We start from the raw sequence: 17,029 nt of genomic DNA, 5'->3' as shown, positions 1-17,029 counted from the left end.
GTATTTTATTGTTTCGTAAACGCAGGGTCCTTCATTGTCCCACTTTTTGCATAATGAACATGCCATGACAGTGCTTTTTCTAGATCGTGTGGCGTATGATGTCCACCAGTCGCCTCATTGGCATCATTATAATACTGCCATAGTTGCTCACGATAATCGGGGTGTGCACAATTATCAATGATAAGCGCCGCTCGCTCTTTCGGGGCAAGCCCACGTAAATCAGCTACACCCTGCTCAGTTACGATGACATCCACATCATGCTCAGTATGGTCCACATGTGAAACCATAGGGACAATACTTGAAATGTTGCCACCTTTAGCATACGATTTCGTCACAAAAATCCCTAGACGTGCATTACGTGCAAAGTCACCAGACCCTCCAATGCCATTCATCATCTTTGTACCAGAAACATGTGTTGAATTAACATTGCCGTATATATCAACTTCCAATGCTGTATTCACTGAAATAAGTCCGAGTCGACGAATAATTTCTGGTTGATTGGAAATTTCTTGTGGACGTAATACTAATTTATCAGCATACTTTTCAAAGTTCCCATAAACACGGTTTCCTACTTGCTCTGAAAGGGTAATAGAAGTAGCGGAAGCGAAATTTACTTTCCCTGCATCGATTAATTCAAATACTGCATCCTGTAGAACTTCTGAATAAACTTCTAAGTTCTCGAACTCAGAATCTTTAAAGCCTAACAATACGGCGTTTGCTACCGAGCCTACTCCTGATTGAATTGGTCGCAAGCTCGTTGTTAAGCGACCTACTTTAATCTCTTCACGTAGGAAATTTAATAAATGATTCGCCATTACATCTGTCTCCCCATCAGCAGGAACAATTGTTGATGGCGCATCTAATATATCTGAAATAACGATGCCCTTTACTTTATCTAAATCTAGCGGAATCCCAATTATACCAAGACGATCAGACACATTTTGCAAAGGAATTGGATCACGCTTACCTTGTGGCGCAGGTACGAAAATATCATGCACTCCCTCTAATGCATCAAGCTGTGCTACATTTAATTCAATGATGATTTGGTCTGCTTCTTGTACAAAAATCGGAGAGTTACCAACTGAAGTTGTAGGAATTAATAAGCCGTCTTCTGTAATGGCAGCAGCTTCAATAATCGCGAAATCAATAGGACCTATAATACCTTGGCGAACAAGTTCAGCATTATGAGAAAGATGGGCATCTACAAATGTGATATCACCGCTATTGATTTTATTACGAATACCAGCATCTGCTTGGAAAGGGCCTCGTTTACGAATGACACCTGCTTCTGCTAAATATTGGTCTACTTCAGGACCAAGTGATGCACCTGTAAAGACATCTACTTGAAATTTCTCTTTTTTAGCTTTCTCTACAAGTGCAAGAGGTACGACTTTTACATCGCCAGCACGTGTGAATCCACTCATCCCTAATACCATACCATCTTTAATCCAAGATGCTGCTTCTTCTGCTGTTACAATCTTGCTCCGCAATTGTTCATGGCGAAGCTTTTTCGCTAACTTTTCTTCCATTCCTTATTCCCCCATCCCACTATATTTTTGTTCAACTTGCATATTTGGTTCCATTAAATGTGTGACATTCGTCAGAAGCTATATCTTTATCCAAATAATGTTGCATCAGATAAACACTAACATCCGTTGAATAAAGAAATTGTATTTTTTGGTAGCACAACCAAATAAACAGTCGCTTCAATAATTTTAAACTATTTAGAATATTTAATCTATATTAAATGAAATATTTTACTTTACGAGATAATTTCTACATTTGTAAACTATTTAAATATAACTATCTATCTTTTTTTCATTCGATTTTGGCGACAAAGCGTGCTATGCTCTTGATATAAAGCACGCATAAAGGAGAGAGTTTTTAAATGGTTAAAGAATTATTACGCAATCATTCATCGGTACGTATTTATGATGGACAACCAATTTCAAAGGAAATCATCGAAGATTTGATCGCAACAGCACAAATGGCTGCAACATCCCATTTTGTGCAGGCCTATAGTGTTATATGGGTAACAGATGCAGATAAAAAAGAAAAATTAGGTTTACTCTCTGGTAACCCACGTCAATATGAAACTTCAGGTGGTGCATTTGTCTTCTGCGTCGATTTCAAGCGTCTTCAAATGGCAGGAAAATTAGAGGGAGTAGACATTGTGGCTGATTCAGCTGAAAATGTCCTTGTTGGTGTCGCAGATGTTTCATTGTTTGCACAGAATTTTGTTATTGCAGCAGAGTCAATGGGGTATGGAATTTGCTATATTGGAGGAGTACGAAATAAACCTTCTGAAATAAGTGAATTGTTTAATTTACCTGATCACGTTTTCCCATTATTCGGTCTGACAATCGGTGTCCCAGCTCGTCGCAATGAAGTAAAACCACGTTTACCTGTATCTGCCATACTACATGAAAATGAATACAATGTTGAAAAATATGAAGAGCTTTTACCAGCTTATAATGAGACAATGGAAATGTATTACAATAATCGTTCATCAAACAGAAAAATTGATAATTGGACTAAACAAATGGCTGATTTTTTAGTCGAACAACGACGTCCTCATATCAAAGAGTTTTTAGCTACAAAAGGATTTAACTGGAAATAACCAAATATAAATGGGGTTACTATCGTATGATTAGAACCCCATTTTTTTCATAATTTTATTACTCATCGATATTAAGGCTAGTGATTTTGTCTCGATATAGATAGTAAGTTCACCAATAAATTAAACGAAAAGCCTCTTCCCTTTTCCAGCTATTCCATTCATATTAATAAATGATCCCTAATGGATGAAAGGAGTTAAATGAATAATGTCCAATATCAATAAACATCTTGCTCGTACTTTAGAACAACAACATAAAAGAAGTGTAAGAGGTTTATTTTTAAAAATAGAGGAATTAAATAATGCATGTACACAGCTAAGAAAACGATTAGAGCCTAATGTTGATTTGACACTGTATAAACAGGCTATTGATTATGTTAATCAGTTCGTTTCCCATACCTCTATTCTCAACTTAAAATTTATTACCAATACACAAAATTTAGAAGTAGCTGTTTTACATACTCTTTTTTTATCCTATATTTTAGAACGCGAATCCACACATTCTTTTGCGTACGAAAATAGATTACTGCAAGGCTATTTACATGAAATCTTTACATTAAATGACCACGCAAAAACACTCTTTATGAACCATAAAGAAAAAATGCTAACTTTTATTCAAGAGGACAAATCCACATAATAAAAGACGATCTTGATATATCGAAGATCGTCTTTTGTTCTTTTATTGTAATCCCTTAATCATGAGGGATCGAACTGGCAAGAATTGTTCACCTGTATCGCCATATGTGAGAATGACCTCATCACCTTCTTGTAAATATATTGCTAAAGGCTCTGTTTCGGCACTAATTAAATAATTTTCACCATTATTTAATAAGAAAGATACCATTGTAAAATCACCTAGACGTTCTTTGTAAACACGCATTACCTTCCCGCTCACTTGTTTCTCTTCCGCATTTGAGCTACCATCTACTGTATTTCCTCCACGACTTAAGGCCGTTTTATATAGCTTTAGTGCCTCTTTAGGAGTAGTAGCATAAACAGATATTTCAGGATTGGCAGCAGACACGATGAAGTAGTTTTGTAAAAAGCCGTTGGAATCTAGCACCGCTGTCAGCCAGCTTGCTTCACCATAAAAGTTATATAACACTGGCATTTCACCAGTCCATTTTTTCTCAATAAATTTCTTCTCGATAATTTGTAAATTACCCTGTGAATCCATATAACTTGAATCTAAATTTCCTGTATAGTATGTGGCATCCCCTGTACGAGCATTCGTTAAGGAATAGCCTAACATTGAATCTACACCTTCTTTAGGGCTTGTAAAATCAGTAAAGTAATACATATCACCCTTCTCATCGAAAATTGGACTTACATTCGATTCTGTTCCTTCATCGGAAGGGATCTTTACATCCTTTTTACCAAACATACTGTTCCAAAAACCGTGAACATAATTACCAAAATAACTGTTTTGTAAACTTACTGTCTCTGGTGAAACTGCACCATCAATAAATTCAGGTATTTTGTCCAGTTCAACCGTTTCCGATTTCCCTGTTAGTGCATCAACTAAAACAATCCCTTTCACATCAAAGCCATTACGCGCGGTAATAAATTCACCATATGAACGAATGTAATAAGGCTTACCTTCATCATCTACTTCAAGCTGAACGTCTCCATAAAAAATAAGGAATGGATGTTGTAAACGCATATGACGTTCTAAATTAGCATTTAAATATGCAGAAGGAACATATTTCATTTCCTCTTTAACGAATTTAGGATTATCTGCAGAATCTGTGGCACTCATAATAAAGTAACCAGGTGTTGTATCCCCATTCATCCATTTAAAGAATCCTGAAAATTCAACAGGTGCGATATAAACATAATCACCCTTCACTTTTTGGATTTGTAAGCGTCCTAACTCATAGTAACTAGTGTTTGGCACTTGCCCGAAAGCTTTTTTCATTTTATTGCGAGCAAATTTCGGTGGTACACTTGCAGGTGTTTGTGTCTCATCGAATGGTTTTATTTCAACTTCTTCCTTCATTTCTGAGGATTCAAATTTTTCATTAGCATTCCATAGAGGAGCCGATAATACATACACAGCTACGCCTAAACTTGCTAAAAATAAAATACCTTTTATTTTCCGTTCAATACCACTTGCAAGCAGGGCGCCAGCTAACGTTAATAAAATAATAGCAGGCCAAAAAACAAGCCAGTTTACATCAATTTTTGTTACATATAGAGTGATTGCAGTAGCTAAAAATCCTAGTACAAAGACACCAATAAAAAAGTATCCAATCACCTTTCTTGATTTACCATCTTCTCGCTTCTTTGTAATAAGCGGTGTCACTAACACACTCGCGATCAATGCAATGACTGCAGAAGCTATCAGTAGCTTAGTCATTTGGTTCATCCTCTCTTCAGCTTTCTGTCTACTTATTTACGGTTACATACTAAAAAAGTTTCATACATACGTTGTACAGAAAGGAATTCTACCATAAATATTGAATTTCAAAAGGAAAGGAGCTGAAAAATTTGTTAAAAAAATTTCTAATAGGTTTCATTATTTTATTTGGTCTTTATTATATATTTCTCTTTTCCCATATTGCCGAAAGTTTAAAACTCATTTTTAAAGTGATTCCCATGTTGCTCATCATTATTTTAGCTGCGATTCAGAAGCCATTACATATTAAAAAATACCAACTTTTAATTATTGCTGGGCTTATATTTTGTATGATTGGGGACTATACATTGCAGTGGTTTTTAATTGGTCTGACTAGCTTTCTTATAGGTCATGTCTTTTATATTTTTGCTTTCTCTACCGCAAACGAGCGGCAAGTACCCACGTGGGCAAAAATACTCTTACTGCTTTACGGAGCGAGCATGGCCATCTGGATTGCAGGGTCTGTCTTTAAAACAGGTGAAACGATACTTGGTATCGCAGTGATTGCCTATATTTCAGTGATTCTCACTATGGGATGGACGGCCATAAAAACCGATTCTACATTGGCGACAATTGGTGCTCTGTTATTTATTGCTTCTGATTCTTATTTAGCTATTAATAAATTTGTCACGCCACTAGCTTTTTCACACGAAGTAATCATGCTAACTTATTATAGCGCTCAATTACTTATTGCATTAAGTATCCTTCAATATTCCGAAATCCGAAGTAAAGTGTTACAATAATATCAATTATGCCTTGGCATAATGCGCCCAGAATCAACTTTGTGAATGCACAAAGAATTTTAACATATACACATTAGGAGGCCATACTTATGAAAGAACAAGTAATCGAGCGATTAATACGCTATGCAAAAATTGATACACAATCAGACTTCACAAGCGAAACAACTCCTTCTACCCAAAAACAATTTGACCTGTTACATGTCCTGAAAGACGAACTTGCTGAAATTGGCTTAACAGAAATTACATTAGATGAAAATGGCTATTTATTTGCTTCATTAGAGGCTAATACAGATAAAGAAGTACCAACTATCGGCTTTTTAGCCCATGTTGATACAGCTACCGACTACACGGGCACAAATGTGAATCCACAGCGCATAGATAATTATGATGGTGGAGATATTCAGTTAAATGAACATTTAGTGATGTCCCCAACTGACTTCCCTGAGCTTAAAAATTACGTGGGTCAGACACTTATTACAACAGATGGCACTACGTTATTAGGGGCTGATGATAAGGCTGGTATTGCTGAAATTATAACAGCGATGGAATACCTCATTAAAAACCCTACTATTAAACATGGAAAAATTCGTGTAGCCTTTACACCAGATGAGGAAATTGGACGTGGCCCACATAAATTTGATGTTGCCGCGTTTGGAGCAGACTATGCCTATACAATGGATGGCGGACCACTTGGTGAGCTACAATACGAAAGCTTCAATGCCGCTGGCGTAAAGGTTGTTACAAATGGAACAAGTGTACACCCTGGTTCTGCGAAAAATAAAATGGTGAATGCTATCACAATGGCCATTGCCTTCCAAAATGAAATGCCTGCTGACGCAGTTCCTGAAAAGACAGAAGGTTATGAAGGTTTCATTCATTTAATGGGCTTTAAAGGGGCTCTTGAGCATACTGAGCTATCTTATATCGTGCGTGACCATGATCGTCAAAAATTCGAAGAGAAAAAACAATTAATGCTCGATACGGCTGCAAAAATTCAAGCACAATATGGCGAACATGCCCTAAGTATTACTATTGAAGATCAATACTACAATATGGGCGAAAAAATTGAGCCTGTAAAAGAAATTGTTGATATCGCACGTGCCGCAATGGAAAAATTAGATATTACACCAAATACCTTACCAATTCGTGGTGGTACAGATGGTTCACAATTATCCTATATGGGCTTACCAACACCTAATATTTTCGCTGGTGGCGAAAACATGCATGGTAAATTTGAATATGTATCTGCTGAAACAATGGAAAAGGCAACACAAGTTATTATTGAAATCGTTCAGCTCTTTGAACAACAAGCTAATTAGTCTATCTTATTTCTGATGAATTTTCGAGTAAGTTCAATGATTCTAGACTCACGCTAAAGAACAATACTCATCGTTACGAAGAAAGGCTTTTCCTTTCTTCGTCATTTTTTTAGCAATAATTACTGAATTTTCAATTTACATAAAGGGTTTAAGCTCTAAACTCAAATTGAGGTGAACGATATGAAAGAAATTGCCTTAGGCATTTTAGCTTCTCTTTTCTTTGCCGTGACTTTTATTTTAAATCACGCAATGGAAATGCAAGGTGGCAGTTGGCTATGGAGTGCATCACTAAGATTCTTTTTCATGCTACCCTTTTTACTTATCATTGTCTTTTATCGCAAAGGCTTTTCACAGCTTTCAGGTGAAATGAAAGCACAGCCTATAGCTTGGTTACTTTGGAGCTTTGTTGGATTTGTTTTATTCTATGCACCATTAACCTTTGCCGCAGCGTTTGGTCCAGGTTGGTTGGTTTCTGGCACATGGCAATTTACAATTGTTGCTGGTGTATTATTAGCTCCCCTCTTTGTTTCAGTTATTGCGGGTAAAACAATACGTCAAAAAATACCTTTCATATCTCTTCTAATTTCATGTGTCATCTTAGTAGGTATTCTACTTATACAAATACCTCATGCACAATCGGTTTCGTTTAGAAGTTTAATGCTCGGTATTTTACCTGTCATCGTCGCAGCATTTGCCTATCCTCTTGGTAATCGCAAGATGATGGAGATTTGTGGGGGACGGATCGATACTTTTCAACGAGTACTTGGTATGACCATTGCTTCAATGCCAGCATGGATCATCATAGCTATTTATGCCAGTCTTACAGTTGGACTGCCCTCAGCAAGTCAGATGTTCCAATCATTACTCGTAGGAATTAGTTCAGGTGTCATTGCAACAGTATTGTTTTTCATAGCAACCGATCGTGTAAGAGACCATCAAGGGAAACTAGCCGCTGTGGAAGCAACCCAATCAACAGAAATTTTATTTGTTATTATCGGTGAGGTTTTATTATTAGGTATTGCATTCCCTAGCCCTATTGCACTTGCAGGTCTGGGCGTCATCATCGTAGGTATGCTATTACATAGTTACTATACTATGATCATTGGGAAAAAAAATGCTGTTCAACAGAATATATCTTCCTAACAGTCCTTTTATGGGCTGTTTTTTTAGTAGGCGTAATAAATTTACCAACAAAAAAGACGACTCCATCCTATTAAATAGAATGAGTCGTCTGAGATTTTCACGTTCCCAAAAAATGAGGGGGGTTTTAGGAGCGTAATCATGAACTAGCAAACTTCTGGAGAAAAGTAGCTAAAGTTCATCCTCTCTACACTGTATTGTAGCGGAGGAATAATCTTTATACGATAATGATAATCATTATCAATTAAATTGTCAACAATAATCTAATAAAATTTTTCCCTTTTTTAAAAAGATTTTTTTAATGAACGACGGTACTGCCATTGCTTCAATTGAAAATGTAGAAAACAACCAATACAAAAACCTGCGATTGCGATAGATGATGCGATTGCAACCATGCTAGTAAAGATATAACCGACAACAGCCCAATTCAACATATAACCTAACAAGCCTACCCCTAAACAAAAGCTAGCAATGCTGGAATTAAATTTTTGCTGTTGTGCATCCTCTGGTATATAAGCAGATGGGGCCTTTTTTAGAAATAGCTTACCGACACGAATAATAGGGTTATAATGGCATATAATACCCAATAAATTTGCAGTCAGTGGAATGACTAGAAGCCATGTAACCCCTGTTAGCCATGTAAAGATAACACTTAAAAGAATGATCCATTGATTCAGTCGAACGAGTGGTCTTGGAATTGCATGAGGCACTGACATTCTAAAACCTACCTTTCAGATATGTTTAATTTATTTTACTGCATGACATTCCATTTGTGAAGCAAAATTGATTACTTTATAATGAAATTAACAGAGTTCAAAGGAAAAGAGGATTACCATGCCAGCTTTAACGATGGATCAAGTTCAACAATTAAATTCCTATAGCATCTACACAGCTGAACCTAAGCGGACTTTATTTACATTAGCTGATATACATAAAGATTTTTACCATCCTGATTTTTTGAACCTCATGATGGGTATAACAGATGCCGCAACAGAAACGGCCGCTATTTCTCATTTTGCTCGCCGCTATGGTATGTTCTTTGCTATGCAATTTTATATGCTTGCCGCTTATGATGAGGTATGGGATGGCAAGCCACTCGAATTACGTTTCGATGCTGCAAAGGAATTCAATAGCTTTACCGTTGCCATGTTCGCCAATCCAAATGATTGGCGTTATGTTGAGGAAGATGAACGTCAAGCGGTCATTGAGAAAATCCTTTATGATGGCCATGTGATTGTTCAACAGCTTCGTAAAGTAACATCGATTTCCCCTCTTACCATTTGGGAAAACTTCTTTGGTTATTTGCTATGGCACTATCATGTTTTGTTATCTAATCCAGGCTTGGCCGATCAAGCCATGGACGATATTGAAGCTTTAGAAAATCCAGAAACATGGGCACGCTTCTCAAATAAATCTTGGTGGGCGCAATATACAGGCTGTCAGAGCCCTACGAATTTAATCAATATTCCTGTTAGAAAATCTTGTTGTTTTTCTAAAGATATCCCTGGTTTAATGGCCTGTGGCTTTTGTCCAATGAAGAAATAATAGACTCTCGTAAAAAAGCCTTACCCTCCACCAATTTATGCGAAGGGTAAGGCTTTACTTTATTTTTCGTATACAACAAACCAATCATTGTTTTCTTCAAACATCCTCGTACCAAGAAAGCCTTGTTTTAGCAGTTGCTGTTGTGCGGCTGTATCCCCCATTGATATTATTTGTTTGTCAGTAAATACTGGGGACAATTCCTGTTGTAAGTCTTTATAGAAAATATAACGGAGCTTATCAACATATTTAATTTTCAAGCCTTTAATAACGAGATCTTGCGAAAATTTATCTTTTAAACTTGGTATATTATATGGCTTTACAGTGGAGCAAACATAATCATATTTTTCTAAATCAATCGCATTCATTACTACTGTAGCCAATGTTTTTTGTAAGCCATAACCTCGATATTTCGGTGAAACATTCGATATTTCTTGATATAAAACACGCTGAAATTCATTTTCCGTAATTCCACAATCATAGCCTAGATGTTCCTCATCAATAGGCGGATTTAACAGTGCTCGAAAGGCAATTAATTCGTCCTCTACATAAGCACCAATCATCATACCGTTGCCATTTAGAATATATTCAAATTCCTCTGTACTTAAAGGCTGCAAGATACTTTGATCTGCTAATGCTTCATAAACTTCAACCTGTAACTCCTCAATTTGTTGTAAATGCTGAGGCGTTAATTTTATGACAAAAAACGGCGTCTTATCAAGCATACCTTCATAAATCTTTTCCATATTACGCCTCCTTAGGCTGTTACAACAGTTGAGAACTTACATAGTTCCTGGATTACATCCTCATCCACTTCTACACCTAGCCCAGCCTGTTCATTTAAGCAAATAAATGGAACATCATAATGTAGATTCCCTACATCTTTAGAGAATTTTAGCGGGCCTGTTAACTCTACACTTGTCATAATTTTCTTAGAGAATGCTACATGAAAACCTGCAGCAGAGCCAACAGATGATTCTACCATGGAGCCAATTTGACATTCAATTCCCGCCATCTCTGCCATGACAGCTAGCTTCATCGCAGGGTAGATGCCACCACACTTCATTAACTTAATATTTACTTTATCAGCGGCACGCTTGGCAATAATTTCACGCATTTCACGTACACCACGAAGTCCTTCATCAATCATTAATGACACATCGGATTTTGATTTAATCTCAACCATTCCATCAATATCTTCACTATCTACCGGTTGCTCTAACCAATCAATGTTTAAATCCTTCATAGCACGTAAACCCTGTAAGGTAGTAGACGCATTGCCCCACCCTTGATTTACATCCACTCGGATAGCAATATCTTCACCTACACGTTCACGTACTGCTTTAATGCGTGCAACATCACGAGTTACCTCTGTGCCTACTTTCATTTTAAAAGAACGATAGCCCATTTCTACTCGATTAGCAGCCTCTTCTGCCATCTCTTCAGGCGTCCCAATACTTAATACATGGGTAATTGGGAATTTGTCATGATAACGTCCACCTAAAAGTTGGTATACAGGGACTCCTAATGCTTTCCCAGTGATATCAAAGCAAGCAATATCAAGTGCTGCTTTTGCAGCTGGTACGTCTTTTACAATTTTATTCATTTTTTCGTGCAGCTTTTCAAAAGCCATTGGATTTTCTCCAATAACCGCAGGAGCAAGTTGATGTTTTAGCACAGCATATGTGCTTTCCCATGATTCCCCTGTTACATGCTCATCAGGAACTGCTTCCCCGTACCCCACAATACCTGTATCGGTAGTCACTTTTAAAATAATAGAAGGCATTGTATCATATGTAGCATAACTAATGATAAATGGATCAATTAGAGGTAAATGTATTGCAAAGATTTCTACTTGTTGGATTTTCATCATAATCAATCTCCCTTGTCGTTATATATGTCGTTAATACGTCGTTAAATATTTAAAAAAATAGAAAAGGAACGATGCCCATGTCTACCAAAATAGCGATTATTTGTTCTAAAGCATTTATGAATCGTATTATTAGTATCGCACAAAACATAGCCGATGTTCAATTAGAATTTTATCTTTACAACCACCCATCTGAAGCACCAACTTTAATGAAGCAAATTAAACCATGTGACGCACTGCTATTAGGAGGAACATTACCCTATTTACATGCCCAGTCATTACTTTCGGAAATCCCAATACCATGGAATTATATTAAACAAGATGAAACAGCCATTTCTACAACACTCTTATCACTAGTAGCCAAACATAGTGTAGCAATCGATAGAATTTCCATTGATGTCATGAATCCAGCATTCGTTGACAATGTTTTAACAGAAATAGAATATACTGGACCTAAGCCACATGTTCAGCATATATCGATTACAGAACCAACTGAACATATTTTACAGCGTCATATCACCTTGTGGAATGCCAAAAGTATAGAATTTGTCATTACAAGTATTCATAGTGTTTTCGATGAATTACAAGCACTTCACATACCCGCAATGCGTATGCTAGATACTACAAATTCTATTCTGCAATGTCTAGAAGAAACTAAATCCAAGTCATTACTAACCAAATCCGAAGCCTTTAAAGCCGTTGTCGGTCTATTAGAAATTCAGGGGGATTCTTCAATCGAATCAACTATTTTAAATCAAATTGCTAAGGCTACCTTTTCAACGTACAAGCAAATTGCTGCCCACACCTTTGAGCTCTACACAACCGCAGGTCATTTACAAAATGCACTAGAAAGGGAAAGCTTAGAAGAACTAATACAACAAATCGAACAACCATTTAAGCTAGCATTCGGTTATGGTTACTCCATTTTGGAAGCAACACAAAATGCACAGCAAGCTTTAACATTTACGAAGCCTTTCGAGATTTTCATTCTTGATGAACATAAAAATCTATTAGGACCTTTTCCGAATTCAGAAGGTAAAGTGTCTTTAAAAACAGATGATCCCTACGTTTTACAAATGGCTAAGCTAACAAGCCTCAGTCCATTAAATATCTCTAAACTAATCAATTTCAGCCATGATCGACAATCCGCACAATTTACATCACAAAATCTTGCTGAATATCTTCAAGTTACACGGCGAACAACCGAACGTATTATCAAAAAATTAGTTGATAATGGTTATGCAAACGTTGTCGGTGAGGAAATGACCCATCAACAAGGTCGCCCTCGTACCATTTATGAATTGAATTTTGCGACCTACTAAATGATGGCATCAAAAGAAAAAGGAATTCTCGTAGATAAACATGTATCTACGAGAATTTTATTTTAATCTGCAATCGCTACATTCTCAGAACTTTCTAGCTCTAATTCTTTTTTACGCTTCTCAGCTTCTGCTATTTCCTCTGGTGTTAATTTAACAATGGCAAATCCAATATATCCATAAATGATGGAGATAATAGGTACAGCAAAATTAAGAATGGCATATGGTGCGTACTCCATAGCACTTACACCTAAAGTAGCTAGAATAAATACACCACAAGTATTCCAAGGGAAGAAAACAGATGTTAATGTTCCCCCATCTTCTAATGCACGAGATAGATTTTTAGAATGCAAACCACGTTGTTGATATACCCCCGCAAACATACGTGAAGGGACAACAATTGAAATATATTGCTCAGAACAAGTTGCGTTTGTTGTTACACATGCTGCAATAGTTGAAGCAATAAGGCTTCCAGTAGACTTAGCAAACTTCACAATTACGTTCATAAGCGCTTTTAACATTCCTGAATACTCTAAAATACCACCAAAAGTCATCGCTACAATGGTCATTGAAACCGTATTCATCATTGAATCTAAACCACCACGGTTAAATAAATCATCCACCATGTGATTACCTGTCGAGATTTCGAATCCAGCTTGCAATGCTTGTACAGCACTTGCGGCTGAACCACCTTGTACAAAAATTTGCAGTAAGAAACCTGAAACAATACCAATAATTAAAGCTGGAATTGCTGGCACCTTTTTAGCTACTAAAACAATAACACCCACTGGTACAAGTAATAGTAAAGGAGAAATGACAAAGCTTTCTTCCATCACTTTTAACGTTGTTAAAATTTCTTCTGATTTCATGGAAACATCTGCAAATTTTCTACCGAGAATTCCAAAAACAACAAGCGAAATAATTAACGCTGGAATTGTTGTATAAAGCATATGCTTAATATGCTCAAATAAATTAGTACCTGTTAAACCTGCTGCTAGATTCGTTGTATCTGATAGTGGTGACATCTTATCTCCAAAGTATGAACCTGAAATAACCGCACCAGCAATCATAGCCGCTGGAATACCCATACTTAAACCAATACCCATACCTGCGACACCAATTGTCGCCATCGTTGACCATGAACTACCAATAGCTAATGACACGATTGAACATAACAGCATGATTGTCACTAAGAACCACGCTGGAGAAATTAATTTTAAGCCATAGAAAATCATCGTTGCTACGACCCCGCCGCCAATCCATGCCCCAATTGTCAAACCTACTAAAATAATAATGACAATGGCAGGTAATGCCAGTCGTATCCCCTTATACATCATTTCTTCAATTTCTGACCATTTGTATCCATGCATTTTGGCAACAATTGCTGCTACAGTTGTGCCAACAAGAAGAGGTACGTGAGGACTTTGCTCTAAAACAACTACTGTAATCAACATTGTAATAATCATAATTGCAAAAGTTAGTAGTGCCCAACCTGCATTAATATCCTTTTTCATTCTTCCATCCCCTTTTTTTGCACCAAATCCCATTTCGGTTTTTCAAAGACGCAAATAATTTTTTACGTTTTTTAGCTTAATATTCAAAAAATTAAAAGTCAACGCAAAAAATTTATGCTTCTCTAGCAAATCCCTTTGTTTTAGCGTAATAAAACGTTTTCAAGTAGCAATAAAAAGCAATGCAAACCCTTGAATATCCATACATTTCAGGAAATGTTCATGCAAAAAAAGCTATATGAAAAAATAAATTACATTTTTTCATATAGCTTAAAAATTATTTTTTTATTCAGGTTTTTTTTCTAATACACAAGCAAGTACTTTTGCAGCATCCATTAAAGCACTACGATCAAATGTCATCTTAGGATGATGTAATCCTGGCGTTAGGTTTGCCCCGATTCCAATCATCGCTGCTTTTAATTCTGGCTTTTTCACTGTATAGAAATGGAAATCATCACTACCTGGTGTCGTTATTTCATCCGCTAAATGTTCTTCACCTAAAGTTTCAATGATGGCAGCCTTCGCCATGTTTGCCGCAATTGGTGAAACTTCAGCACCTGGCGTAAAATCAACCCAATTCCAAGTCATATCAATTTCAAATTGTCGCTGTATTGATGTTAAACCAAACTCAATTTTGCTGCGTAGCAATTCGAGTTGTTGATTGTGTTGTGCTCGAATATCCATTGAAAAGCTAGCATTACCTGGAATAATATTTGTACTACCTCCATCTGCGATAATTTTCGTTAACTTCGCAGAATGTGGTTCAAATGGAGATAAATGAATACTGTGTAGCATTTGTTGCACAGCCATAATGACATCAATCGCATTTTTACCTTGGTGAGGTCTAGCGCCATGTGCATCAATGCCTTGAATAGTCCCCTCTAAAAAATAAGCTGCACCATGATGGATTGCTGGCGAAACTTTACCAAGTGGTAATTCTTCAATTGGTCTTAAATGGACTCCAAATAAATGTGTTACCCCATCAACCGCTCCTCGATCGAAGGCTGCACATGCACCATTTCCTAATTCTTCAGCAGGTTGGAAAATGAAACGCACACGATGTTGCAATGGGCGATCCTTCAGTAGTAGTAATGCCCCAAGAACCATTGTCATATTGGCATCATGTCCACAAGAATGATTCGCTTGCCATTTTCCATCAACTTCTTGCCATAAAGCATCGATATCAGCGCGGACTGCAATTATTTCTTCACCTGTTCCAATTTCAGCTATTAACCCAGGTATGTCACCTAGTAAACGATAACTAATCTGTAATTCATCCAGTATCGAAGCGATTTTCTTAGTTGTCTCGAACTCCTTCCAGCTTACTTCTGGATATTTGTGAAAATGATCAAACCATTGATAAATCGTTTCTTCTACTGTTAAAGCTTTTGACATAACTACACCTCTATACGCATTTTTGTTTCCCATTATACATGAATCTATTTCAGAAAAGTACATATGCCTTAAGACCTAACTAAAATAGTAAAGGGATGTATTTCATTATTATGCTCCTAACAAGCTGTTTATAAATAGAGGTGCAGAAAGTAATGGGCTATGTTAAAAGTTATCATCACTTTCAACATAGCCCATCAAATATTCATTATAAACTTGTAAAAAACCCTTCTGGATATTCTTCATAATGTACCTTCACCATTTGCTCCTCATTTTTTTCTTCCTCTTCATAGAAATCAAACTCTTGATCCATTAAATACGTTTCAAATTTTGAATTTAACAATTTCCCCATTGTATCACTCCTTATTTGATTGAATTTTCTGATAAAAGAATTATACAATAGTAATTTAGCAAAGTGCAATAAATAATACACATTATGCATTATAAATATAAAACTGATCTCATCATTAGATAGAACACCATTTTATTCCATATAATAAAAAACTGCATCTAATAATTATTAGATACAGTCTTCCACATCATTTTATTGAATTACACCGCAAGCAATTCTTGCTCCAGAATTACCTGCTGGATCTGTTTTATAATCGTCAGCTGATTCATGAATAACAATAGCACTGCCATCGCTATCTAATAACGAATTTGGTTGATCTTTTTGTAAAGTCAATCCCTCAGCTAGGAAATCTAAATCAACATTACCATCCTCACCAATCTCTAAATTTGGTAAATCCCCTAAGTGATAGCCGTTTGGATTTAATTTACCATGCTCTTTATTAGTTGGATTAAAGTGTCCACCAGCCGATTCAAATTTAGGTGGTTCACATTTCCCTACTTCATGAATATGAATACCATGTGTGCCTGGCGGTAAGCCAGTTAAGGCCAGCGTCATTCTAACGCCATTATCCTCTTCTTGAAAAAACGCATTCCCATAGCTTTCGTTATTTGCACCAATCACTTTTGCAGTAGCCGTTAAGGGGGACGTCGCATTTACAGGTAACTTTTCTTCTTTATTAAAGAAACTACAACCACCAACAAAAACTAATAAAGAAATGCCAATTAAACTTATTTTTTTCATAAAAAATTCCTCCTCTATTTCTGATGATTACCAACTTACCCAGTACTTATGCACAAAACAAATAAATACGACCTCCTCCTCTCCT

At 36.6% G+C, this 17,029-nt stretch carries 16 protein-coding genes; 7 read left to right on the top strand and 9 right to left on the bottom strand.

The window, feature by feature from the left end; genetic code table 11:
• Positions 1-5: 5 nt before the first annotated feature.
• On the bottom strand, positions 6-1,529 hold the full coding sequence (locus tag NV349_RS01960) for a succinyl-CoA:acetate CoA-transferase ScpC (RefSeq protein ID WP_271912210.1): 1,524 nt from the start codon (positions 1,527-1,529) through the stop codon (positions 6-8).
• 359 nt (positions 1,530-1,888) lie between these two features.
• Here NV349_RS01960 and chrR point away from each other — a divergent pair, with 359 nt between their 5' ends.
• Together chrR and NV349_RS01950 are read left to right on the top strand one after the other, a co-directional pair.
• Positions 1,889-2,620 (top strand): class II chromate reductase ChrR, encoded by a 732-nt coding sequence (gene chrR / locus NV349_RS01955; protein ID WP_141905162.1) that lies wholly within the window; start codon positions 1,889-1,891, stop codon positions 2,618-2,620.
• 205 nt (positions 2,621-2,825) lie between these two features.
• A complete protein-coding gene (locus tag NV349_RS01950; protein WP_036117773.1) occupies positions 2,826-3,254 on the top strand; it encodes a hypothetical protein in 429 nt (142 codons plus the stop codon).
• A 42-nt stretch (positions 3,255-3,296) separates the two neighbouring features.
• Here the strand turns inward: NV349_RS01950 and NV349_RS01945 are convergent, their stop codons facing one another.
• Positions 3,297-4,976, bottom strand: coding sequence for a hypothetical protein (locus NV349_RS01945; protein WP_036117776.1), 1,680 nt, complete (start codon positions 4,974-4,976; stop codon positions 3,297-3,299).
• Between the two features lie 131 nt (positions 4,977-5,107).
• Here NV349_RS01945 and NV349_RS01940 point away from each other — a divergent pair, with 131 nt between their 5' ends.
• The 3 genes from NV349_RS01940 (at position 5,108) to NV349_RS01930 (ending at position 8,220) form a co-directional block, all read left to right on the top strand.
• Positions 5,108-5,758 (top strand): lysoplasmalogenase, encoded by a 651-nt coding sequence (locus NV349_RS01940; RefSeq protein WP_036117779.1) that lies wholly within the window; start codon positions 5,108-5,110, stop codon positions 5,756-5,758.
• A gap of 89 nt (positions 5,759-5,847) precedes the next feature.
• Positions 5,848-7,077: a peptidase T gene (pepT, locus tag NV349_RS01935; protein ID WP_271912205.1), complete on the top strand. Its 1,230-nt coding sequence runs from the start codon at positions 5,848-5,850 to the stop codon at positions 7,075-7,077.
• A 180-nt stretch (positions 7,078-7,257) separates the two neighbouring features.
• Positions 7,258-8,220, top strand: coding sequence for a DMT family transporter (locus NV349_RS01930; protein ID WP_036117785.1), 963 nt, complete (start codon positions 7,258-7,260; stop codon positions 8,218-8,220).
• Between the two features lie 281 nt (positions 8,221-8,501).
• On the opposite strand, the gene NV349_RS01925 is transcribed toward NV349_RS01930, so the two are convergent.
• A complete protein-coding gene (locus NV349_RS01925) occupies positions 8,502-8,933 on the bottom strand; it encodes a DUF4395 domain-containing protein (RefSeq protein WP_058844788.1) in 432 nt (143 codons plus the stop codon).
• A 118-nt stretch (positions 8,934-9,051) separates the two neighbouring features.
• Here NV349_RS01925 and NV349_RS01920 point away from each other — a divergent pair, with 118 nt between their 5' ends.
• Positions 9,052-9,762, top strand: a complete 711-nt coding sequence (locus NV349_RS01920) for a Fe-S oxidoreductase (protein WP_036117844.1) — start codon at positions 9,052-9,054, stop codon at positions 9,760-9,762.
• Between the two features lie 59 nt (positions 9,763-9,821).
• On the opposite strand, the gene NV349_RS01915 is transcribed toward NV349_RS01920, so the two are convergent.
• Positions 9,822-10,505, bottom strand: a complete 684-nt coding sequence (locus NV349_RS01915; protein ID WP_036117848.1) for a hypothetical protein — start codon at positions 10,503-10,505, stop codon at positions 9,822-9,824.
• A gap of 11 nt (positions 10,506-10,516) precedes the next feature.
• Positions 10,517-11,629: a mandelate racemase/muconate lactonizing enzyme family protein gene (locus NV349_RS01910; protein ID WP_036117901.1), complete on the bottom strand. Its 1,113-nt coding sequence runs from the start codon at positions 11,627-11,629 to the stop codon at positions 10,517-10,519.
• Positions 11,630-11,709: 80 nt separating this feature from the next.
• Between NV349_RS01910 and NV349_RS01905 the strand changes: the two genes are divergently transcribed.
• A complete protein-coding gene (locus NV349_RS01905; RefSeq protein ID WP_271912201.1) occupies positions 11,710-12,951 on the top strand; it encodes a hypothetical protein in 1,242 nt (413 codons plus the stop codon).
• 62 nt (positions 12,952-13,013) lie between these two features.
• On the opposite strand, the gene nhaC is transcribed toward NV349_RS01905, so the two are convergent.
• The 4 genes from nhaC to NV349_RS01885 form a co-directional block, all read right to left on the bottom strand.
• Complete coding sequence (nhaC, locus tag NV349_RS01900) at positions 13,014-14,462, bottom strand: Na+/H+ antiporter NhaC (RefSeq protein WP_271912200.1); 1,449 nt, start codon at positions 14,460-14,462, stop codon at positions 13,014-13,016.
• Between the two features lie 282 nt (positions 14,463-14,744).
• On the bottom strand, positions 14,745-15,854 hold the full coding sequence (locus NV349_RS01895; protein ID WP_271912199.1) for an amidohydrolase: 1,110 nt from the start codon (positions 15,852-15,854) through the stop codon (positions 14,745-14,747).
• 205 nt (positions 15,855-16,059) lie between these two features.
• Positions 16,060-16,203, bottom strand: a complete 144-nt coding sequence (locus NV349_RS01890) for a hypothetical protein (RefSeq protein ID WP_170829843.1) — start codon at positions 16,201-16,203, stop codon at positions 16,060-16,062.
• Between the two features lie 192 nt (positions 16,204-16,395).
• Positions 16,396-16,944 carry a superoxide dismutase family protein gene (locus NV349_RS01885; RefSeq protein ID WP_036117859.1) on the bottom strand — a complete coding sequence of 183 codons (549 nt, stop codon included), beginning with the start codon at positions 16,942-16,944 and terminating at the stop codon, positions 16,396-16,398.
• Between the last annotated feature and the right edge of the window lie 85 nt (positions 16,945-17,029).

It is taken from the genome of Lysinibacillus sp. OF-1, from assembly GCF_028356935.1.
Taxonomy (GTDB): Bacteria; Bacillota; Bacilli; order Bacillales_A; family Planococcaceae; genus Lysinibacillus; species Lysinibacillus fusiformis_D.
This window is presented reverse-complemented; position numbering and strand designations above follow the sequence as displayed.